23 protein-coding genes are annotated in these 20,815 nt (G+C 56.0%); 10 read left to right on the forward strand and 13 right to left on the reverse strand.

The window, feature by feature from the left end; all coding sequences use genetic code 11:
• The first annotated feature begins 1 nt into the window (after window position 1).
• Window positions 2-1,423: a methyl-accepting chemotaxis protein gene (locus J9777_RS04645; protein WP_209347591.1), complete on the forward strand. Its 1,422-nt coding sequence runs from the start codon at window positions 2-4 to the stop codon at window positions 1,421-1,423.
• A gap of 3 nt (window positions 1,424-1,426) precedes the next feature.
• Here J9777_RS04645 and J9777_RS04650 read toward each other — a convergent pair whose 3' ends face one another.
• From J9777_RS04650 to J9777_RS04665, 4 genes are all read right to left on the reverse strand, one after another.
• The gene (locus J9777_RS04650; RefSeq protein WP_209347592.1) at window positions 1,427-2,287 is read right to left on the reverse strand and encodes a MoxR family ATPase; all 861 of its coding nucleotides are present in this window, start codon (window positions 2,285-2,287) and stop codon (window positions 1,427-1,429) included.
• Window positions 2,288-2,371: 84 nt separating this feature from the next.
• Window positions 2,372-3,661, reverse strand: a complete 1,290-nt coding sequence (locus J9777_RS04655; RefSeq protein ID WP_209347593.1) for a serine hydrolase — start codon at window positions 3,659-3,661, stop codon at window positions 2,372-2,374.
• A gap of 48 nt (window positions 3,662-3,709) precedes the next feature.
• Window positions 3,710-4,291: a hypothetical protein gene (locus J9777_RS04660; RefSeq protein ID WP_209347594.1), complete on the reverse strand. Its 582-nt coding sequence runs from the start codon at window positions 4,289-4,291 to the stop codon at window positions 3,710-3,712.
• Window positions 4,284-4,811 carry a sigma-70 family RNA polymerase sigma factor gene (locus J9777_RS04665; protein WP_209347595.1) on the reverse strand — a complete coding sequence of 176 codons (528 nt, stop codon included), beginning with the start codon at window positions 4,809-4,811 and terminating at the stop codon, window positions 4,284-4,286. The genes J9777_RS04660 and J9777_RS04665 overlap by 8 nt, the downstream gene beginning before the upstream one ends.
• Before the next feature lie 104 nt (window positions 4,812-4,915).
• Here J9777_RS04665 and J9777_RS14645 point away from each other — a divergent pair, with 104 nt between their 5' ends.
• Window positions 4,916-5,176: a hypothetical protein gene (locus J9777_RS14645; RefSeq protein WP_245228505.1), complete on the forward strand. Its 261-nt coding sequence runs from the start codon at window positions 4,916-4,918 to the stop codon at window positions 5,174-5,176.
• Window positions 5,164-6,120, forward strand: a complete 957-nt coding sequence (locus J9777_RS04670) for a bifunctional alpha/beta hydrolase/OsmC family protein (RefSeq protein ID WP_348631937.1) — start codon at window positions 5,164-5,166, stop codon at window positions 6,118-6,120. Before J9777_RS14645 ends, J9777_RS04670 begins: the two co-directional genes overlap by 13 nt.
• 5 nt (window positions 6,121-6,125) lie before the next feature.
• On the opposite strand, the gene J9777_RS04675 is transcribed toward J9777_RS04670, so the two are convergent.
• From J9777_RS04675 to J9777_RS04685, 3 genes are all read right to left on the reverse strand, one after another.
• Entirely contained in the window at window positions 6,126-6,500 is a 375-nt protein-coding gene (locus J9777_RS04675) for a hypothetical protein (protein ID WP_209347596.1), read from the reverse strand.
• Window positions 6,493-8,484, reverse strand: coding sequence for a DNA topoisomerase IV subunit B (gene parE / locus J9777_RS04680; RefSeq protein WP_209347597.1), 1,992 nt, complete (start codon window positions 8,482-8,484; stop codon window positions 6,493-6,495). Before parE ends, J9777_RS04675 begins: the two co-directional genes overlap by 8 nt.
• A 75-nt stretch (window positions 8,485-8,559) precedes the next feature.
• The gene (locus J9777_RS04685; RefSeq protein ID WP_209347598.1) at window positions 8,560-9,738 is read right to left on the reverse strand and encodes a penicillin-binding protein activator; all 1,179 of its coding nucleotides are present in this window, start codon (window positions 9,736-9,738) and stop codon (window positions 8,560-8,562) included.
• Between the two features lie 37 nt (window positions 9,739-9,775).
• Here J9777_RS04685 and rsmI point away from each other — a divergent pair, with 37 nt between their 5' ends.
• Genes rsmI through gshB form a run of 3 tightly spaced genes read left to right on the forward strand, consistent with a single transcriptional unit; the run spans window position 9,776 to window position 11,977 of the window.
• Window positions 9,776-10,648, forward strand: a complete 873-nt coding sequence (rsmI, locus tag J9777_RS04690) for a 16S rRNA (cytidine(1402)-2'-O)-methyltransferase (RefSeq protein ID WP_348631938.1) — start codon at window positions 9,776-9,778, stop codon at window positions 10,646-10,648.
• Window positions 10,645-10,995, forward strand: coding sequence for a YraN family protein (locus tag J9777_RS04695; RefSeq protein WP_209347600.1), 351 nt, complete (start codon window positions 10,645-10,647; stop codon window positions 10,993-10,995). The genes rsmI and J9777_RS04695 overlap by 4 nt, the downstream gene beginning before the upstream one ends.
• A 25-nt stretch (window positions 10,996-11,020) precedes the next feature.
• On the forward strand, window positions 11,021-11,977 hold the full coding sequence (gene gshB, locus J9777_RS04700; RefSeq protein WP_209347601.1) for a glutathione synthase: 957 nt from the start codon (window positions 11,021-11,023) through the stop codon (window positions 11,975-11,977).
• Here the strand turns inward: gshB and J9777_RS04705 are convergent.
• Genes J9777_RS04705 through rph form a run of 4 tightly spaced genes read right to left on the reverse strand, consistent with a single transcriptional unit; the run spans window position 11,974 to window position 15,397 of the window.
• The gene (locus J9777_RS04705; protein ID WP_209347602.1) at window positions 11,974-12,870 is read right to left on the reverse strand and encodes a tyrosine recombinase XerC; all 897 of its coding nucleotides are present in this window, start codon (window positions 12,868-12,870) and stop codon (window positions 11,974-11,976) included. The genes gshB and J9777_RS04705 overlap by 4 nt on opposite strands.
• Entirely contained in the window at window positions 12,867-14,018 is a 1,152-nt protein-coding gene (gene hemW, locus J9777_RS04710; protein ID WP_209347603.1) for a radical SAM family heme chaperone HemW, read from the reverse strand. Before hemW ends, J9777_RS04705 begins: the two co-directional genes overlap by 4 nt.
• 28 nt (window positions 14,019-14,046) lie before the next feature.
• Window positions 14,047-14,673: an RdgB/HAM1 family non-canonical purine NTP pyrophosphatase gene (gene rdgB / locus J9777_RS04715; RefSeq protein WP_209347604.1), complete on the reverse strand. Its 627-nt coding sequence runs from the start codon at window positions 14,671-14,673 to the stop codon at window positions 14,047-14,049.
• 10 nt (window positions 14,674-14,683) lie between these two features.
• Window positions 14,684-15,397 (reverse strand): ribonuclease PH, encoded by a 714-nt coding sequence (gene rph, locus J9777_RS04720; protein WP_209347605.1) that lies wholly within the window; start codon window positions 15,395-15,397, stop codon window positions 14,684-14,686.
• A gap of 70 nt (window positions 15,398-15,467) precedes the next feature.
• Between rph and J9777_RS04725 the strand changes: the two genes are divergently transcribed.
• Genes J9777_RS04725 through grpE form a run of 3 tightly spaced genes read left to right on the forward strand, consistent with a single transcriptional unit; the run spans window position 15,468 to window position 17,680 of the window.
• Window positions 15,468-16,028: a DUF6882 domain-containing protein gene (locus tag J9777_RS04725; protein ID WP_209347606.1), complete on the forward strand. Its 561-nt coding sequence runs from the start codon at window positions 15,468-15,470 to the stop codon at window positions 16,026-16,028.
• Window positions 16,025-17,065, forward strand: coding sequence for a heat-inducible transcriptional repressor HrcA (gene hrcA / locus J9777_RS04730; RefSeq protein WP_209347607.1), 1,041 nt, complete (start codon window positions 16,025-16,027; stop codon window positions 17,063-17,065). The genes J9777_RS04725 and hrcA overlap by 4 nt, the downstream gene beginning before the upstream one ends.
• 9 nt (window positions 17,066-17,074) lie before the next feature.
• A complete protein-coding gene (gene grpE / locus J9777_RS04735) occupies window positions 17,075-17,680 on the forward strand; it encodes a nucleotide exchange factor GrpE (RefSeq protein WP_209347608.1) in 606 nt (201 codons plus the stop codon).
• Here grpE and J9777_RS04740 read toward each other — a convergent pair.
• Window positions 17,677-18,126 carry a vgr related protein gene (locus tag J9777_RS04740; protein WP_209347609.1) on the reverse strand — a complete coding sequence of 150 codons (450 nt, stop codon included), beginning with the start codon at window positions 18,124-18,126 and terminating at the stop codon, window positions 17,677-17,679. The genes grpE and J9777_RS04740 overlap by 4 nt on opposite strands.
• Window positions 18,127-18,185: 59 nt before the next feature.
• The gene (locus J9777_RS04745; protein WP_209347610.1) at window positions 18,186-18,668 is read right to left on the reverse strand and encodes a copper chaperone PCu(A)C; all 483 of its coding nucleotides are present in this window, start codon (window positions 18,666-18,668) and stop codon (window positions 18,186-18,188) included.
• A 178-nt stretch (window positions 18,669-18,846) separates the two neighbouring features.
• Between J9777_RS04745 and dnaK the strand changes: the two genes are divergently transcribed.
• Window positions 18,847-20,808, forward strand: a complete 1,962-nt coding sequence (gene dnaK, locus J9777_RS04750) for a molecular chaperone DnaK (protein ID WP_209347611.1) — start codon at window positions 18,847-18,849, stop codon at window positions 20,806-20,808.
• Window positions 20,809-20,815 lie beyond the last annotated feature (7 nt).

Below are 20,815 nucleotides of genomic sequence, written 5' to 3' on the forward strand. Positions count from 1 at the left end.
CTTGGAAGTTCTTCCGATTAAGGCGGCAACAACCGGTGCTGTTTCCAACATTGCTGACACTTGTGGTGAAGTCGCGCTGGTTTCGTCAGAAGTCGGCGGGATAGTGAATGCGGTGTGCCAATCATCGGAAACGCTGCGTGCCGAACATGAACTGTTGCACGAGACCATCCGGCGTTTGGAAGAAGATCAAAGTAAGGTCGCAGATGCATGCGATGAATCTCAACTGCTTTCCGAAAAAGCAATCAATAAGCTGCAGTCAGGGACTGCTCTTATCAGCTCTTCATTGGGTCAAATCGGACAGCTTGTTGAGCTGGTTGACTCGCTGACGCGCCATGTCACGGGTTTTGCAGCGGCAATGGAGCAAGTGCGCAAAAGTGCCGGCGACATTAACCAGATTGCCGAGACCACCAATATTCTCGCACTAAATGCATCGATCGAGGCCATGCGGGCCGGCGATACAGGCCGGACTTTCGCCGTGGTGGCCAATGAGGTAAAGCAATTGGCCAGTGAGACGAGACGGGCGACTGATGAAATTTACAGGACGGTGGACGATCTCGACCGGAACGCCAGCAATGTGGTTTCACAGATTGGCAACAGCTCCGAAGCCAGTGGAAGCGCCAAATCATCGATCAACAGCATCGCAGATACGATCAATGGCGTCGTTGAACTCGTCGATGAAGTGGGTAAGCAAAACGAGCAGATAGCCGGTGCCGCGGGTACTATCGATACGCACAGTGCCGGTCTTGGGTCAGCCCTGACACAGTTCACCTCTGCCACGCTGGAGAACGAGTCAAAACTGAGCGACGCCAGCCGTTATGTCACTAGCCTCGAAGACACTGCCAGTGGACTATTTGATCGTGTGGTCCATGCAGATCTGGCCGCAGACGATAGCCGGATAGTTGAGATCGCACGTGAGTATGCGTCGCAAATATCGGATGCAGCGCAAGCCGGTTTAGAATCCGGAATCGTGAAGAAATCCGATTTCTTCGATGATGACTACCAACTTGTTGACGGCACCAATCCAGAACAGTTCAGAACCCGCTTATCGGACTGGGCGGATGATCACTGGCGCCCCATTCTTGATGCTTGCCTTGCAATGGGCCGCCCCATCAAGATGCTGGCAGTATCCGACCGTAACGGCTTCTTTCCAACGCACGTCTCGGAGCGCTCGCTCAAACCCACCGGCGATATCAGGCATGATACGCTCTATTGTCGCAACGGCCGAATAATGTTTGGACCGTCCGAAAAGCGTGCGAAAGCGAACAACGCGCCGTACATGATGGCAGCGCATCGACAAGAAGGTGACGGCGTCGATTTCTACATCGTCCGCACGATCTATATGCCACTCTATGTCGATGATACCCGTTGGGGCGATCTCGAACTCGCGTATATTCTTGACGACAGCGCTTGGCCGAAAGCCTAGTTTCTACGTCTGACGGCGTGACATAAAGGCCAGCCGTTCGAACAGCATCACGTCCTGCTCGTTCTTCAGCAGCGCACCGTGGAGCGGCGGGATCGCTTTGCTCGGATCTTTGTCTTGCAACACTTCGAGCGGCATATCTTCGTTGAGAAGCAGTTTCAGCCAATCGAGCAGTTCTGATGTACTCGGCTTTTTCTTCAAGCCGGGCACGTCGCGAATTTCGTAGAACACGTCCATCGCCTTGCTCACGAGCATCTTCTGGATACCGGGATGATGCACTTCGATGATTGAGCGCATTGTGTCGCGGTCAGGAAACTTAATGTAGTGGAAGAAGCAGCGGCGCAGGAATGCGTCTGGCAGCTCTTTCTCGTTGTTCGAGGTAATCACCACAATTGGACGTTCTTTGGCCGAAATGCGTTCCTGTGTTTCGTAGACATCGAAGCTCATCCGGTCGAGTTCTTGCAGCAGATCATTCGGGAACTCGATGTCGGCCTTGTCGATCTCATCAATCAGCAGAACAGGCAGTTGCTCAGAGGTGAAAGCCTCCCACAATTTACCCTTCTTGATGTAGTTGCGAATGTCGTGAACGCGCTCTTCGCCGAGCTGGCCGTCGCGCAAGCGCGCAACCGCATCATATTCATACAAACCTTGCTGCGCTTTCGTGGTCGATTTGACGTTCCACTCGATCAACGGCGCGCCAACGGCTTTGGCGATCTCATGGGCCAGCACGGTTTTACCCGTGCCTGGTTCACCCTTTACCAAAAGCGGACGGCGCAGCGTAACCGCGGCATCAACCGCAACTTTTAGGTCATCGGTTGCGATATAGTCTTGGGTGCCGTCAAAACGCTTTGGAGCCTGATCTGTCATGGGTTTTCCTGTGCAACTGATACTTTACGTGCGCGTTAAGCAAGTCAGCGCGTCAGGGCAAGAGTAAGCTGCGCTTGGAACACATTACCCTGCAAGCGCGATCAGTCGCTGTGCCAGGGCATTTAATGCCGCTTCATCAACGTTAGCCTCGGGATTGTTCCAGCTGAGCGAGAGCATAAGCCATTCGCCCGCCTTGTCCTGCAGCAACCAAGTCAGGTTCAGGACACCGGGTTCTGACCCGCCTTTATAGCCGACATAGTCCCACTTTTGCGTGATCGGGCCAGGAAGTGCAGGGCTGATGCCCATAATGTCGCGAGCAGTCGGATCGGATAGATCGACAATCCGGCCAAGTAATTTTTGCAAGTCCTGTCCGCTGGCAAACCATTCTACTGTATTGATGGCGGTTGGCTCGACGAAACGGGGCGGGGTGATCTTGGTCGGGTCACCGCCGACGTCATCCTCGAAATCTGCAAGGATAAAGCGCTGCGTATCTTCGTCCGCCGCAATGTATTTGGCCAGGTTTCCCGGGCTACCCTTGAGCCCGAACATCTGGAGAGTGCTCAGGAATGGCAATGTACGATCCGGATCAGAATGTCCGCTTGCTCGCAGCTCCGCTTCAACTGCATCGCGCCCGACTTCATACAGGAGCATATCGGTCGCAGTGTTGTCGCTGATCGTGATCATCATCGTCGCGAGCGTCTGCAGCGTCACCGGCGCGCCCTTGGGCCAGTTCTGCATCCTGCCGCTCGGAAAGGACCGACGATCGAGCTCAAGCACATCGCTCCAATTTCGCTCACCGGCCTCTATCGACTTGGCGAGAGCAGACAAAATGTAGAGCTTGAATGTTGATCCGATCGCATATTGCTTGTCTTGGTTGAGAGCCAAAGTCGGCGCAGCGGAACCGTCCAGTTTTGCGAAAAGTACGCCGATATTGCCGGGAAGCGCTTCCAGCTCCGCTCTGACCTTCTCCAATGAGTCATCGAGCGTCTCCACATTGGTGATACGCATTCCGTCGATTAAATGGGGTTCTGCCTGCTCGATACTCAAGGCTATGGTCACCAGCGCTTTCTCGAAGCGCAGCACGGCATTGCCGGTCGACGCGTCGACCGATGCGACACTGTCGACGCCCTGCATCGCGCCATGTTGAGCAATTAGCTGCGCCGAGATCGCCTTAAGTTGTGGCGGTGGAACCGCTGCCAGCAGGACCGGTGCGAAGATGTCTTCCGGCTCTTTAGTGCCCGCGATTACCTCTGCGGCATCGTCAGCGCGCATCTCCAACGGTGATTGTGCCGCTTCTTGTGCCGAAGCTGCGCTAGGCAGTGATACCACAGGAAGGGCAAGAGCGAGGCAGATAGGGGCAAAACGAGAAATCATAGTGAAGTTCCTTATCGAGGAAGGTTCTGTGCGTCGCGCGATCTGGAATCAAGCGCTTACGAGCCGATCCATTTCGGCAATCTTGTCGGAAAGTGTCCTCGCTGCTCGCCGGTTGAGCCAGATCACACCGGCAAGAATTGCGCCTACGAATAGCGCCGGAATGAAAAGACCCACCATTGCGGCCAGCCATCCGGCAGTTTCCGCTGTCATGATCGCCATCGCAACAATTGCCAGCAGCAGGCCTGGAACCAGCGGTCCGACATACCACTTTGCGACTGACTGCAGCGCCTCCCTTTGATGCACCATCTGCGCACGTAAATGGCTGTGACAATCCGTTTCCGGTGAACGCACCAGATTGGATGCCAAGCGGCGCAGATTGACCATCACGACGATGTTGCCTGCGATCAACGTCAACCAACTTGCCGTGACCAGATATTCGCCTGCATTAGCACTGAGCCATGCGACCCATCCGAACACGGCAATGACGAGTAGGCCCGCAGTATATTCGATGATATTCCGGCGGCGGATCTTCCTTTCAAACTGCGTAAGGCGCATGGTGCTCTCCGTTGGCTGCGTGAACGTTGCGTTAGTTTCGAGGGCGCCCCACTGGGCGATTGGGAAATCACTCATGGTCTGCTCCTGTCGGTTCGGGCTGTTCAAATTCCTTTGTCAGCATGGATTTAATCCGGTGAATCCGGACATTGATTGCGTTCAGATTTATGCCGGTTATCTCGGCAATTTCTTTTCCGCTTTGACCCTCGAGCCATAGCAATATAACTTGAGCATCAACCGCTGGCAGCTGTCGGATCAGCGCGTGGATGCGTGCAATGGCGTGATTTTCCGCCGCTTCATCTTCAGCGTCGCCCGCTATCGGTAAATCTTCAATTTCGTCGAGCGCTACGGCATCTGGGCGCCTGGTCGTGCTGCCAATATGGTCGGCGGCAACATTGTGCGCCACGCGGTAAACCCACGTTGATAGTGCGCACTTGCCGTCGAACCGGGCGAAGCTGCGCCAAAGCTCGCAATGGATGTCTTGCTCCAGATCGCGCGCCTTTTCCTGATCACGTTCCATCGCGCGGGCCAAACGGGCAATGGCGGGCGCAAACTCGGCGTCCGCCTGTTTGTAGAGTGTGTTCTGATCCCCGCTCATATTCCTTTAGTGGACGAGCAAGCGATTTTCTTACAGCATGTACGAAACTTTTTTGTCTTCCCGAGCGAAAAACTGATCAAACAACCCTTTTGAAAGTTCCAGAAATGCCCACCGAGACTGTCACCATCACTGCCGCGGCAGGACACATTCTGTCCGGATCGTTGGAGCTACCAACCGGCCTGGTGCGCGGCGGCGCCTTGTTTGCGCATTGCTTCACCTGCACCAAGCAGAGTAGGGCGGCGATAGCTACGGCTCGGGCGCTGGCATCGCATGGGATCGCCACGCTGCGGTTTGATTTCACAGGATTAGGCGGAAGCGAAGGCGATTCGGCCGTGCAGGCTTTGCCACCGACGTGTCTGATTTAGTGGCTGCTGCGCAGAACCTGCTCGATCGGTTTGGATCAAAGATACTTCTGGTCGGGCACAGCCTCGGCGGTGCGGCTGTTCTGGCAGCTGCAGACGATCTGGGGTTCGAGCATGTCGCCGGTATCGCAACCATTGCCGCTCCGTCCGATGTGCCGCATGCGCTGGAACGGATCGACGGCGATATCGCGGCGATTAAGGCGCAAGGGCAGGGTGAAGTCACGATTGGCGGTCGTCCGTTCTCCCTCAGCCGTGATTTTATCGAGCGGACCGAGGAAGCCAACCTGCTCAGCGAAGTCGAGCGACTGCGTGCGCCCATCTTGATCATGCATTCACCAACTGACGCGATTGTCGGTATCGAGCACGCAAGCAAACTGTTCGGCGCGGCCAAGCACCCTAAGAGTTTTGTGAGCCTCGACGGCGCAGATCACCTGCTACTGAAAGAGGATGATGCCCAGTTTGCCGCCGCAATGATCGCAAGCTGGGCAGACCGCTATCTGCCAGAACGCGATGACACTCTGGCGCCAGAAGACGGCGTGATCGTCCGTACCGGCCATGGGAAATTCGGAACTGAAGTCCACACAAGCAGTCATCGTTTCGTAGCCGACGAACCTACATCATATGGCGGCGATAACACCGGACCAACACCTTACGACTTGCTTTTGGCAGCGCTTGGTACCTGCACTGCAATGACCATGAAAATGTATGCCGACCGCAAAGGCATGGCCTTCGAAGGCACCACTATCCACGTGACTCACGAACGCAATCACGAGGAGGATTTAGGTCACGAAATGGAAGAGGACGGCATGGAAGTCCAAGCGCTCCACCGCGCGATCGAAATCCATGGCGATCTAAGCGATGAGGAGCGCGTGAAACTAATCGCTATCGCCGATAAGTGCCCGGTGCATAAAACGCTGGAAGGGCATTTGCATATTCATACGGAATGATCGGGCTAAAGCCGAGGCAATGTCGCCAATAAGACTAGCGCGAAAACCGTCGCAAGCATTGTAGCTGTCGCAATCCGCCAGCCTAGTGCCGCTTCCGACATTCCGCGCTCCCATGTGAGAAATCCGATCACTGCGGATACCAAACCAGCGACTGCAATCGTGAATAGCCCATTGAAGCCGAGCATAAGAAAATAGATCGCGGGCATTGCAATGACTTGCAGGATTAGCGCGCCCGCGAACCATGCTATCGGGATGGGCCGATAGGTGGCGTCGGAGATATACCAGTCAGGCAATGAGGAATCAGGTCGTGATATCCGGCGATCTCCGGCCATGATATCCTCTGTTCTAGGGTCGGGGTACTCGTGGTCTTTGTCAGGCATCGATCAAATCTCGATCCACTTCACCCGCACGGTTTTGGATGAAGTTGAAGCGGTGTTCCGGATTTCGGCCCATCAGTTGGTCGACCAATTCCTTCACCGCCGCGCGGTCTTCAAATTCCGGCGGTAGGGTGATGCGGATCAGGCCCCGCGTTTCCGGGTTCATCGTCGTTTCGCGGAGTTGGGCAGGGTTCATCTCACCGAGGCCTTTAAAGCGACCGACTTCGACCTTTTTGCCTTTGAATACTGTCTCTTCCAACTCGGCGCGGTGCGCGTCATCGCGGGCGTAGCGGCTCTCTTTGCCCGCAGTCAGACGGTAGAGCGGCGGCTGCGCCAAGAACAAATGCCCTTTGCGCACAACATCTGGCATTTCCTGGAAGAAGAATGTCATCAGCAATGTCGCGATATGCGCGCCGTCGACATCGGCATCGGTCATGATGATAATTCGGTCGTAGCGCAGGTTCTCCGCATCACAATCTTTGCGCGTTCCGCAACCCATTGCGAGTGCAAGGTCAGCGATCTCTGAGTTTGCGTTGATCTTCTCTACCGTTGCGCTGGCGACATTAAGGATCTTACCGCGAATAGGCAGGATAGCCTGCGTCTTGCGGTTGCGCGCCTGTTTGGCGCTGCCGCCCGCTGAGTCGCCTTCGACGATGAACAATTCGGTCTCGCCGTCACCTTCTCCCGAACAATCGGTGAGTTTGCCCGGCAGGCGGAGTTTCTTCGCGCTGGTTGCGGTTTTGCGCTTGATCTCACGCTCTTGCTTGCGGCGGAGGCGTTCGTCCATCCGCTCCATAACTTCGCCGAGGAGCGCTTTACCCCGATCCATATTGTCGGTCAGGAAGTGGTCGAAGTGATCGCGTACCGCATTTTCGACTAGCCGCGCCGCCTCGGGCGAGGTGAGCCGGTCCTTGGTCTGCGATTGGAATTGCGGATCACGGATAAAGACGGAGAGCATCACTTCACCGCCGGTCATCACATCATCGGCAGAGATATCTTTTGCTTTTTTGGTGCCAGTCAATTCACCGAACGCGCGCAGGCCTTTGGTCAGCGCTGCCCGCAGGCCTTGCTCGTGCGTACCGCCGTCAGGGGTAGGGACGGTGTTACAATACCAACTGGTCGACCCGTCCGAATAGAGCGGCCAGGCGCAGGCCCATTCGACGCGTCCCTGCGAGGTGCCGCTGTCATCCTCGGGAAAGTCCTGAGTTCCCGCAAAGGGTTCCGCAGTGACGCATTCGCGCGTTCCGACTTGTTCGGCCAGATGGTCGGCTAGACCTCCGGGGAACTTGAAGGTAGCTTCGGTCGGTACATCTTCGGACGACAGGTTCTCAACACATTTCCAGCGGATTTCGACACCTGCGAATAGGTACGCTTTCGAGCGCGCGAGCCTAAACAGCCGGTGCGGTTTGAATTGGCGGTCGCCGAAAATTTCTGTGTCGGGCGTAAAGCTGACCGTAGTCCCGCGCCGGTTGGGCGTTGATCCAAGCTCCTCTATCGGACCAAGCGACAGGCCTTTGGAAAAGCTCTGAGCGTAGAGCTTCTTATCGCGCGCGACCTCAACCCGTGTATCGCTGCTCAGAGCATTGACTACGCTGACGCCAACACCATGCAGACCGCCACTGGTAGCATAGGCTTTACCCGAGAATTTACCGCCTGAATGAAGGGTCGAAAGGATTACTTCGAGCGTTGATTTGCCCGGAAACTTCGGATGCTCATCAACCGGAATACCGCGGCCATTATCGGCAATGCTCAGCCGGTTACCGTCTTCCAGCGAGACTTCGATCCGCGTTGCGTGACCAGCAACGGCCTCATCCATCGCATTGTCGAGAACCTCTGCCGCGAGATGATGCAGCGCGCGATCGTCGGTGCCACCGATATACATACCGGGCCGGCGCCGAACGGGTTCAAGTCCCTCCAGCACCTCGATAGAGGAGGAATCGTAGTCGCCGCTGAACGCGGGGGTACCTTCAAAAAGATCGTCTGACATGCGCCTGCTATAAGCCCGCGATTCACGCGCTTACAAGCAGGAGTATGATCTTATCGTCAGGCCCAAAGCAAAGGGTTAGAACTTCGATGGAGCAGGTGAGACGATAATCACCTTACCATCGCGCACTTCGCGAACTTCCATCGCGCGTTCGATCAAGCCGCTGCGCTGGAACCGGAACACACCGTCCAACCCTAGGAAGCCGTCTTCATTACGCAGGCGGGAAATCGGGAAGGTCCGGCCGATGCGCCAATCCTGAGCAACCCGCAATGTCAGCAGAACACTGTCATAGCCGAGTGTCGAAATCCGATAGGGCTGTCCCCCAAAGCGACCTTTGTAGCTATCGGAGAAACGCTTGAACCGCGAATCCGACACGGAGGAGAACCATGTTCCCTGCAGGGCAGACGCGCGGGTGACCGAAGATTCACCGCTGAGCAACTCTGTGCCCAGAATGCGGGTTGAACTGTTGGCATCGGGCCGCAATTCACCGGCCGCAAGAGCAACCAAGCGCGCTCCGTCAGCGATCAATACAGTATCGAAACCGCCGCGTTGATTTAGGCGCTGTGCTGCACTGACAATCGAAGTATTGCCGCGCGCGAAGCTTTCGGTTGCCACTAAAGTACCGCCACCAGCTTGAATTGCGGCTGACAACGCGTCTTCTGCGCGCTTGCCATATTCACCGTTTGGAATGATCGCCGCAAAGTTGCGCGCGCCATTCCGGCGAGCATAGCCGACTGTACGCGAAATCGACTGGCTTGGAATATGCCCCATCACGAACACATCAGGGCCAGCAACAGTCGTGTCGTTGGAATAAGAGATCAGCGGAATATCCGCTGGGCGGGCTTCAGCCAGCACTTGCGGCACATTGTTCGCGGTCAACGGGCCGAGGATCAGCTTGTTGCCATCCGCAACGGCTTTCCGAGCAGCCGCACGGGCACCCTTGGCGGTATCATAGGTCGTAATCCGCAGATTGCTGGCATTGGTATCGAGCAACGCCATGGTCGTGGCATTGGCAATCGAGTTACCAACAGCGCCGTTATCGCCGGTAAGCGGAACCAGCAAAGCAATCCGGTGGCGTGTCTCGTCAGTTGGCAGCCCGGTGGCAGTCGGCTCCGGCGTGGGGCCGCTGGTCGGTGTCTGAGTCGTTGAGGTTGGGCTCTTGGGCACCAATTGGCAGCCTGCAAGCACAGCGGTCGCGCAAATAACGAACAGCTTGCGCCGATCGATTGCAAAACGGTTCAATTTGATGCGGTTCATCCTTGCGATCCCTATTCCCGTAGTCAATGAAGGCCCTGTGACCCAATCAACCACCCAAACTTCCTCTGAAGAGAACCCCGAAGTGCCTCTTTCTCCGGGTCTCTATATCGTCGCCACGCCGATTGGCAATCTTGGCGATATAACAATGCGGTCGGTTGATGTGCTCAGCCGGTGTGACGGGGTGGCTTGTGAAGACACGCGAGTGACCGGGAAATTGCTCAAACATCTGGGGATTGGCAAGCCGCTGTGGCGATACAATGACCATAGCGAGGAGCGCGATCGGGCGAGACTGGTGCAAACAATGCTGGATCGCGCTGTAGTGCTGGTGAGCGACGCCGGGACACCTCTGATTTCTGACCCGGGCTACCGCTTGGTGCAAGATGCACGCGAGGCTGGCGTGCCGGTTACCAGTTTACCGGGGCCATGTGCGGCAGTTGTTGGTTTGACCTTGTCTGGCCTTCCCAATGACAAATTTCTGTTTGCTGGATTTCTCCCGAGCAAAGAGCAAGCGCGGGTGAGGGCACTGGAAGAAGTTGCGTCGGTTGATGCGACGCTCGTGTTTTATGAAACCGGCCCGAGACTTGCAAAGTCGCTTCAGGCCATTGGAACGACGCTACCGGGCCGAACTGTTTCGGTTGCGCGCGAACTCACCAAAATGTTTGAGGAGTGTCGAACGGATACTCCAAATTCTCTGATCAGGCATTACACGGAAAGCCCGCCGAAGGGAGAGATTGTGCTGATGATCGGACCGCCAGCGAGGCACGTCGCGAGTGAGGTCGAAGTTGACACTCTACTGAGAGAAGCACTCCAGAGTGACAAAGCTTCACAGGCGGCCGGGAAGGTCGCCAAAGCTACCGGGCTTGATCGCAAGACGCTTTACGCCCGAGCAATGGCACTTCGCAGCGAATGAAGCGGCAGCTTGCCGAGAAAAGCGGCCGCGACGGCGAACGCAGAGCCGCGATCTGGTTGAAACTCAAGGGTTGGTCGATCCTTGGCCGGCGGATCAAAACACCGCTCGGTGAAATTGATCTGATTGCAAAGCGAGGCGGCATTGTTGCGTTCATCGAGGTAAAGTGGCGCAAGCAGAAGGCCGATCTCGATCATGCGATTGATGAACACCGCTTGCAACGAGTTGCAGCGGCTGTTGAATGCGTTGCGCATGAGTATGCCAAAGATGGCGAAGATATCCGCGTTGACGTTATGCTCCTTGCACCGGGCGCATTCCCTCGCCACATCGTCAATGCATGGCAGCCATAGGTCTGCCGAATTGGAGTAAGTGAAAATGGCCCTTCGCGTTGCGGTTCAGATGGACCCGATGGACTCGATCAATATCGCTGGCGATTCTAGCTTTGCCATCATGCTAGCGGCTCAAGCACGCGGTGCAGAGTTGTGGCACTATGATGTGCGGACATTGTCGTATGACACTGGCTCAAACGCGCTGACAGCCCATGCCGCACCAGTGACGGTGCAACGCGTGGAGGGTGATCACTATACGACGGGTGAGCGCCGCCGGATCAATCTGGCGGGTGACATTGATGTTATCTTTATGCGGCAGGATCCGCCGTTTGATCTCGGCTATATCAGTGCAGCTTTGATGCTTGACCGGCTGAAAGGGACTACGCTGGTCACCAATGATCCACGTGAAGTCATCAATGCACCAGAGAAGATGTTTGTGCTGGATTACGCACAATTCATGCCTCCAACTCTGATCGCGCGCGAGTTGGATGATGTGCGGGCCTTTCAGGAACAGCATGGCTCGGTCGTGGTGAAGCCACTGCACGGTAATGGTGGTAAAGCGATCTTCAAAGTGGATGAAGACGGAACCAATCTCTCGGCACTATTCGAAATGTTTAACCAAACTTGGCCGGAACCACATATGATTCAGCCTTTCCTGCGCGAAGTGTCGGAAGGTGATAAGCGGATCGTGCTCGTCGATGGCGAGTTTTCGGGTGCGATCAATCGCAAGCCAGGTGAGGGTGAGTTCCGTTCAAACCTGGCGCAAGGCGGTTATGCCGAAGCAGCGGGTTTGACTCAGCGCGAAGAGGAAATCTGCGCTGCGATGGGGCCGGAGCTAAAGAAGCGCGGGCTGGTCTTTGTCGGGATCGATGTGATTGGCGGCAAATGGCTTACCGAAATCAATGTGACATCGCCAACCGGCATTGTCGCTATTGATGCGTTCAACGGCACCGATACCGCTGGCAAAATTTTGGATGCAGTTGAGCGAAGGCTCGCAAACTAATCTTTCTCACGCGGATGCGCATCGCGGTATGTGTCTAGTAGCGTAGCCGCATCAACTTTCGTATAAATCTGCGTGCTGCCAAGACTGGCGTGGCCGAGCAATTCCTGCAGGCTGCGCAAATCCGCGCCCGCGCCCAGCAAATGTGTTGCAAAGCTATGCCGCAATGCATGCGGGGTGGCCGTAGAAGGCAGTCCGAGCGCCACGCGCGCCTTGGCCATGGCCTTCTGCACCATTCCCTGACTGAGTGGACCGCCTCTTGCGCCTCGGAATAGCGCTTCATCCTGTTTGATTGGCCACGGACAAAGTCCTGCATACTCAGTGACCGCTTCCTGAATGATCGGGAGTATCGGGACGATCCGCTGCTTGTTGCCCTTGCCGGTTACTGAGAGCGTTGTTTCCAGAGGAATATCGCCACCTTTTAGAGACAGCGCTTCAGCAATCCGGAGACCTGCGCCGTAAAGCAGCAGCAAGACTGCACGGTCCCGGGCACCAATCCAATCATCGCTCGCAGTCGCTTCAACCAGATCGGCGATATTCGTGGCATCATCAGGCGTTACGGGGCGCGGCAGGCCTTTCTTGATGCGCGGACCGCGAATCCGCGGCGCGTTGGCGTCGCTTGCTCCGGTCTGCGCGAGCGCGAATTTAATAAGTGCCTTGATAGCCGATAATTCACGCGCGGTGGAACTGTTGCCAAGCCCATCTTGGCGGCGGTCGGCGAGATGTAAGCGGATCGTACCACTGTCGAGTTCCGCCAACTTCTGCCAACTATCTAAATCGCGGCGCTCGATAAGCAAATTGGCGGCTGAAAGGTAGGCCCGCACTGTATGTGGCGACCGTCGACGGTCTTGCTCCAGATGCGCTTTCCATTCCTCAAGTAGATTGGCTTTGTTCATGCCGTCACGAGTTCCGAATTGACCAATTCACCCAGCAGCGCGTCGAGCACAGGCATCCCGCGCGACGTGACACCAATCCGCTCATTCGATTGCCAAACAAAGCCAAGATCGCGGAGCATCGTCAGCCGATCCTGATCGATCAGCCTGTCAAACGGGATCGCGAAGCGTTCTGACAGCATCGGAAACGCAATGCCCTCGGCCAAACGCAGTCCCATCAGCAATGCTTCTGAGGCTTGCTCAGGGCGAGACAGGGCACGTTCCTTGCGCAAGCCATGCCCATGTTCATCCACGCCCGAAAGCCAGTTCTCCGGCTTCTTATGGCGCAACGTCGCCTGATCGCCGCGCCGACCGTGCGCACCGGGGCCAATTCCGCAATAGTCCTGATAGCGCCAATAGGTCAGATTATGGCGGCTTTCCTGCCCATGCCGCGCGTGATTGCTGACTTCGTAGGCCGGTATTCCAGCACCCTCTGTCAGTTGGTGGGTCACCTCGAAAAGGTCTGCCGCAGGATCGTCGTCGAGCGGATTGAATACGCCCCGTCGAACATCGGTAGCGAAGCGCGTATTGGGTTCGATCGTCAGCTGGTAGAGCGAAAGATGGTCTGTCCCGAAACCGAGCGCACGGGTGAGTTCTGCCTGCCAATTCGATTCGGTTTGATTGGGACGGGCATAGATCAAATCGAAGCTGACTCGGCTGAAATGATTCTGCGCAACATCCAACGCGGCCAATCCCTCGTCGACGCTGTGCAGCCGCCCCAAGAATTTTAGGGCTTCATCATCCAGTGACTGCAGGCCCAACGAGACCCGATTGATCCCCGCGACGGCAAGATCGGCGAACTTGGCGGTCTCCACTGAGGAAGGATTCGCTTCCAACGTAATCTCTATGTCGGGCGCGAAGCCCCACAATTGCTGCGCGCGGTTGAGAAGCGCCCCGACCAGCGCTGGTGGCATCAATGATGGGGTGCCGCCGCCAAAGAAGATCGATTCCAGCGCTTCGTCGCCAGCGATAAGCGCCTCATGCTCCATATCCCGCAGCATCGCGGCTTCCCATGCGGCGTGATCAACTGTGTCGCGGACATGGCTATTGAAATCGCAATAAGGGCATTTCTTCAGGCAAAAGGGCCAGTGGATGTAGAGAGCGCGCGCCACAAGATGCTCCTACCAGTCAGAGCGTGGCTTAGCCAAACTGTTCGGCGACAAGCTTGGCAAAAGCGTCCGCGCGGTGGCTCATCGCGTGCTTTTCTGCCGGGTCAAGCTCGGCAAAAGTTTGATCGCGGCCAGTGGGAACGAAAACCGGATCATAGCCAAAACCGAGCGTTCCACGCGGTGGCCATGCAAGCGTTCCGTCGATCCGGCCTTCATAAACGGCGCTTTCGCCATCAGGCCAAGCAATCGCAAGCACGCAGGAGAACCATACATCGCGTGGAGCATCCGGCCCTTTTTCGGCCAACATACCCTCAACCTTGCCCATTGCCATATACCAGTCACGGCCCGCCTCTCCTTCAAACCATTGCCGTTCTGCCCAGTCGGCAGTGTACACACCCGGACGTCCATCGAGTGCTGCAACACCCATTCCGCTGTCATCGGCGAGCGAAACAATGCCCGATGCCTCCGCCGAAGCACGCGCCTTAATTAGCGCGTTCTCGACGAAGGTTGTCCCGGTTTCGGGCGGTTCAGGTAGACCTAGCGATCCCGCCGACAGGCATTTCAGGCCATGCGGCTCCAGCAAAGCCGAAATCTCTTTCAACTTACCCGCATTATGTGTCGCTATAACCAGCGATCCGGAGCCGAGACGTCTTGTCATCCAAAAATGCTCACTGTGTGGCTTTGATTTGTGCTTCAAAGATGCCGTCACAGCCGATCTTGGCGAGACGGAGAAGGCGCAAAAGGCCTTCCTCATCATAGGTCGCGCCTTCGGCAGTCGCTTGCACTTCAGCAATCTGCCCGCCTTCGATCAGCACAAAATTGGCATCAGCATCGGCGTCGCTGTCCTCGGGGTAATCGAGATCGAGCACAGGCGTGCCTTTGTAGATCCCGCAACTGATCGCAGCGACTTGCTTCTCGATCGGATCATGCGTGATCAAACCGTCTTTCATCAGTGAATTGACGGCGAGACGCAGCGCAACCCATGCGCCAGAAATTGAGGCGGTACGTGTACCGCCGTCTGCTTGAATAACGTCGCAATCGAGCGTGATCTGACGCTCGCCGAGCTTCTTCATGTCGACAACAGCGCGTAAGGAACGTCCGATAAGGCGCTGAATTTCCTGTGTTCGTCCGCTTTGTTTGCCGCGTGCTGCTTCGCGGCTGCCGCGTGTGTGGGTGGCGCGTGGCAACATGGAGTACTCGCCGGTAACCCAACCTTCGCCTTTGCCGCGCAGCCATGGTGGAATCCGTTCTTCAACGCTGGCAGTACACAGTACCCGCGTATCACCGCAGCTGATCAGGCAAGAGCCCTCTGCATGCTTGGTAAAACCGGTTTCGATAGTGATGGGGCGCATTTCGTCGGGCGCACGTCCGGATGGTCGCATGAAATTCTCCTTTGGTGTTGCGGCGGTGCATAGCTAAGTAGCGGTTCTAAACAAGCGGCAAGGCCAACAAATGAAACGTCTCTCCACTCTTGCAAGTGCTTTCATACTGGCACTTGGCTTGGTGTTTGTATCACCTGCTTTTGCAGGCCAAGAAGGCACTTATGAAGGTGAAGTGATGGAGGAACCCGAATGTAGCTTCGTCCGAGCAATGAACTCACTCAAACTTCAGACCGAGGCGCACGATGCTTTGTGGGGTCTAGGGGAAGCGGCCTGGGCAGTTGATCTTGAAACAGGCATCATTGAGTTCACGAATGATAAGGGCTGGACGATTACTGCGCCTGTGCAAGTGGTTGGCACCTACAACACGCTGGACAAGACATGGCTGTGGGGATGGGATCATCCGTCAGTATCAGAACCAGTCGCCCAACATGCCAAGCTTGTGAACGGTTTTGGCAAGAAGCATGCGCTCGAACTGCTAACAACGCGGAAAGTAGAGATCAGCGAAGATCAGGCGTGGGAATTCACGGCGTTGGCCTCGTACCTTGCAGAGGCACAAGGGGCTTATCGCGGTCCTTTAGGGACGACGCTGGTCTACATGACTTTCGGTGAAGTAAAGATCGTCAAAGAATGAACCCGCCAATTTCCGATCTGACCGACCGCGCGAGGGAGATTTTTCGCCTTGTCGTTGAGGGCTATCTAAATGACGGGCAGCCAGTCGGGTCAAAGGCGTTGGCAGGCGAGGGCAGCGTCAACCTATCTCCAGCATCGATCCGGTCAGTGCTAGCAGATTTGGAATCGGTGGGATTGCTTGCCGCGCCGCATACGAGCGCAGGCCGAATGCCTACTGAAACGGGTTTGCGGCTATTCGTAGACGGAATGATGCAGGTCGCAGAGCCAACCAAAGAAGAGCGCGCAACGATCAAGCAGCGTCTTAATGATCCGGGGCCCATTGAACATGCGCTGGAGGCAACCAGCACTTTATTGTCTGACATTACTGGCGCGGCGGGCATGGTCATGGTGCCTCAGCGCGATGTCCGCTTGCGCCAACTCAGCCTTGTTTCTCTGGCACCCAACCGTGCATTAGCAGTGCTTGTCGGCGAGGACGGGCATGTCGAGAACCGCGTGGTTGATATGACAAATGGTGCTGATCCCTCGGCGCTTGAGCAGGCCTCCAATTATTTGACCGCGCGAATAGCCGGCAAAACTTTGCCCGAAGCCATTTCCGAGATTGACCAGGAAATTGCTTCGGGCAAATCGGCGCTTGATCATGCGAGTAGCGATCTTGTCCAGCGCGGCCTTGCAGTATGGAGCGAGGATACGGAGCAACGTCCGGTGCTGATTGTACGCGGGCAGGCAAACCTGTTGGATGACAGCGCGTTGGAAGATTTGGAGCGGGTACGGTCACTGCTCGACGATCTTGAGAACAAACAATCGGTCGCGAGCCTATTGGAGGACGCCAAAACGGCGGATTCAACACGCATATTTATTGGCGCGGAGAATCGTCTGTTCGCTTTATCCGGCTCATCGGTTGTCGCATCGCCCTACCGCGACCGCGAAGGAAAAGTTGTCGGAGTTTTGGGAGTGATTGGCCCCACTCGGTTGAATTACGCGCGGGTCGTCCCCATGGTTGATTTCACAGCCCGCTCGCTCGGAAAATTGATCGGATAAAGAACTACCATGACTGATGAAAAGAAGCCGGATCCAAAGGGTGCCGAAGACCAAGATAACGCAGTTGAAGAGGAACTGAAGGGCGTGCCTGAGGAGTTTCTCGATGACGGTGAAGCAGACGACGCAGAGGATGTAGGCGGTGTAGAGGAAGCTCTCGAAGCGCTTCGCGGTGATCTGGATGCTGCCAAGCAAGAAGTACTCTATGCCCGCGCAGAAACGCAGAATGTCCGCCGCCGGATGGAAAAGGACGTTGCCGATGCGCGCGCCTATGCTGCAACCGGCTTCGCTCGTGATATTCTCTCAGTGTCCGACAACCTGTCCCGCGCCATTGATTCTGTGCCGCAAGAGCTCCGTGAGGACGAGAAGTTCAAAGGCCTCGTTGCCGGTATCGAAGCGACGCAGCGGGAACTCGACAAAGTCTTTGGCCAGCACGGCATCACTCGTATTCCGGCAATGGGTCTTCCGCTCGATCCCAACCAGCATCAGGCGATGATGGAAGTGCCGAGCGATAAGGACGAACCCGGCACAATCGTGCAAGAAATGCAGTCCGGCTTTATGATCAAGGACCGCTTGCTGCGCCCTGCAATGGTGGGTGTGGCGAAGAAACCTGACTAGGCCGCGCCGGGAAAGTTCACGAGCGAATCATACGCCGCTGCGTCGCCAATGCCGCGAACACGCAGGCCGTTGCGCAGCCAGAAGGCGTGTTTGACGATCTCGGCCTGTTGTTCGATCCCATAGTCTTCCAAGGCCCATCCAGGCCGTAGGCTATAGTCGTAGGCGGCCCATGGCATGCGGTGGAATACTAACCACCAGCTGCCCTTAACTTGGGACTGCCAGACATGGACCATCTCGTGAATGAACAGACCTTGTCGGGTTAGACTTTCAGTGGAAAAATCATCGCAATAGCCATTTCCCGATGGATGGAAGTGAATATGGCCCCTTGGTGCCATCACGACTTTGCGCGGTTGGAAGGGCATCCATTTCTTGCGGCGGATTTTGACCGTTGAGTAGTCAATTGCCGTGCCAAACACAGACCGCGCCAACTCCACTTCGCCCGGCATTAGCGGGCGTTCACCGCCGACCGGACAGAAGTGATCGTCGGCTGAAGTCGGTGGAAGGCTCAGCGGGCATCTCCCGGTGCGCGGATGTCGGCGTTCACTGTTTGCTTGTCACCCGTGGCGAAGATCAAAGTGACTTCGGTTTTGCCGCCCGCAGACAGTTCTGGAGATACATTCATCGCCATAACGTGCTTTCCCCCGGCAGCAAAAGAAACTGACGCACCTTTGGCAAGTTCGACTGGCTCAAGCGGTACCATCTTCATCGCATCGCCTTCCTTGATGTTGTCATGCATCATAGCGCTCTCGGCACCTGCCACATCGACAGCGCTCAGTGTTTGCGGTGTCTCGCCAGCATAGGACAGGTCGAAATAGACTACGCCCGGATTGGCCGGAACGGCGGGTAGGATCATGCGGGCATTTTCGATGGTCAGACCGGTAATGCCCTCGGGTGCCTCGGCCACCTCCTCAGCGCTCTGATTGTTGCAGGCAGCCAGACCGAATGTGCTAAGCACCAATGCAGCGCTCGCCAAAATTCTTGAATTCACTTGTGTTTCTCCATCGGGGGCTTGGGGGAGGGGATATGTCACAATTCTAGCGCCCACAATCCCTTGTGCCAATTAAAACCGCACCTATATCCGCTTCACAATTGAGCTGCCGAGTTGTTCCGCCAAGCAAGGGGAACACACAGAGCAGCGTCCAACATGAAGAGTAAATGGGGAAACCATGGCTAAAGTAATCGGTATCGACCTCGGCACCACCAATTCGTGTGTCGCTGTAATGGACGGCGGCAAACCGAAAGTTATCGAAAATTCGGAAGGCGCGCGCACGACGCCGTCTATCGTTGCGTTCACCAAAGATGATGAGCGTCTGATCGGTCAGCCGGCCAAGCGCCAGGCAGTGACCAATCCTGACAACACTCTGTTCGCGATTAAGCGCCTTATCGGCCGCCGCTTCGACGATCCGATGACAAAGAAAGATATGGACCTGGTTCCATACACTATCGTCAAAGGAAAGAACGGCGATGCTTGGGTGAAAGCTGGCGAAGAAGATTACAGCCCGTCGCAAGTGTCCGCCTTCATCCTGCAAAAGATGAAAGAAACCGCTGAGAGCTATCTCGGTGAAACTGTTACGCAGGCGGTAATTACCGTTCCTGCATACTTCAACGATGCGCAGCGTCAGGCAACTAAGGACGCCGGTCAGATCGCTGGCCTCGAAGTTCTCCGCATCATCAACGAGCCGACTGCGGCAGCGCTCGCTTACGGTATGGATAAGGACGATGGTAAGACCATCGCCGTCTATGACCTCGGCGGCGGTACGTTCGACGTTTCGGTCCTTGAGATCGGTGACGGCGTATTCGAAGTTAAGTCGACCAATGGTGACACGTTCCTCGGCGGTGAAGATTTCGACAATGCTATTGTCGAACACCTCGCCGAAGCCTTCAAGAAGAAGGAGAACATGGACCTTAAGACAGACAAGCTTGCTCTGCAGCGCTTGAAAGAAGCCGCTGAGAAAGCCAAAATTGAACTGTCGAGCTCGGCCACTACCGAAGTGAACTTGCCGTTCATCACCGCTCGCATGGAAGGTGGCGCGTCCACTCCATTGCACTTGGTCGAAACCATCAGCCGGTCCGATCTGGAAAAGCTGGTTGGTGATCTGATTAAACGTACGCTGGAGCCCTGTAAGAAAGCTCTGACCGATGCTGGTGTCGACAAGGGCGGCATCGATGAGGTGATCCTCGTCGGCGGTATGACCCGTATGCCGAAAGTGCGCGAAGTCGTTGAAGAGTTCTTCGGCAAGAAGCCGCACACTGGCGTGAACCCCGATGAAGTGGTTGCAATGGGTGCTGCTATTCAAGCCGGCGTTCTGCAGGGCGATGTCAAAGACGTTCTGCTACTCGACGTGACACCTCTCTCGCTCGGCATTGAAACGCTTGGCGGCGTGTTCACTCGCATGATCGACCGCAACACCACAATCCCGACCAAGAAATCGCAGACTTACTCGACCGCTGAAGACAATCAGCAGGCCGTGACAATCCGCGTTGGTCAGGGCGAGCGCGAGATGGCGTCTGATAACAAACTGCTGGGTCAGTTCGACCTTGTTGGCATTCCGGCCGCACCGCGAGGAGTTCCGCAGATCGAAGTGACCTTCGATATCGACGCCAACGGCATCGTGAATGTCTCTGCTAAAGACAAAGGCACAGGCAAAGAACAGCAGATCCGCATTCAGGCATCTGGTGGTCTTTCCGACTCCGACATCGACCAGATGGTTCAGGATGCCGAGAAGTTCGCTGACGAAGATAAGAAGCGCCGCGAACAAGCTGAATCGCGTAACCAGGCAGACAGCTTGGTCCACGCAACTGAAAAGCAGCTTGAAGAGCATGGCGACAAGATCAGCGCTGATCTGAAGTCTGACGTTGAAGCCGCATTGGCTGAAACCAAGACTGCGCTTGAAGGCGATGACCTCGACGCGATCAATGCCAAGTCACAAGAACTGACCGAAGTCGCAATGAAGATGGGTCAGGAAATCTACCAACAGGAACAGGCAAATGCCGGCCCTGAAGGTGATTCTGGCGCCGGTGGTGCTGACAGCTCGGCCGAAGATGAAGACGTGGTCGATGCGGAATTCTCCGAAGTTGGCGACGATGCCGATGACGCTGCCGAAGGCGAAGACGAAAAGAAGGGCTAACGCTCTG

The organism is Pontixanthobacter sp. CEM42 (assembly GCF_017812015.1).
In the GTDB taxonomy this organism is placed as follows: domain Bacteria; phylum Pseudomonadota; class Alphaproteobacteria; order Sphingomonadales; family Sphingomonadaceae; genus Pontixanthobacter.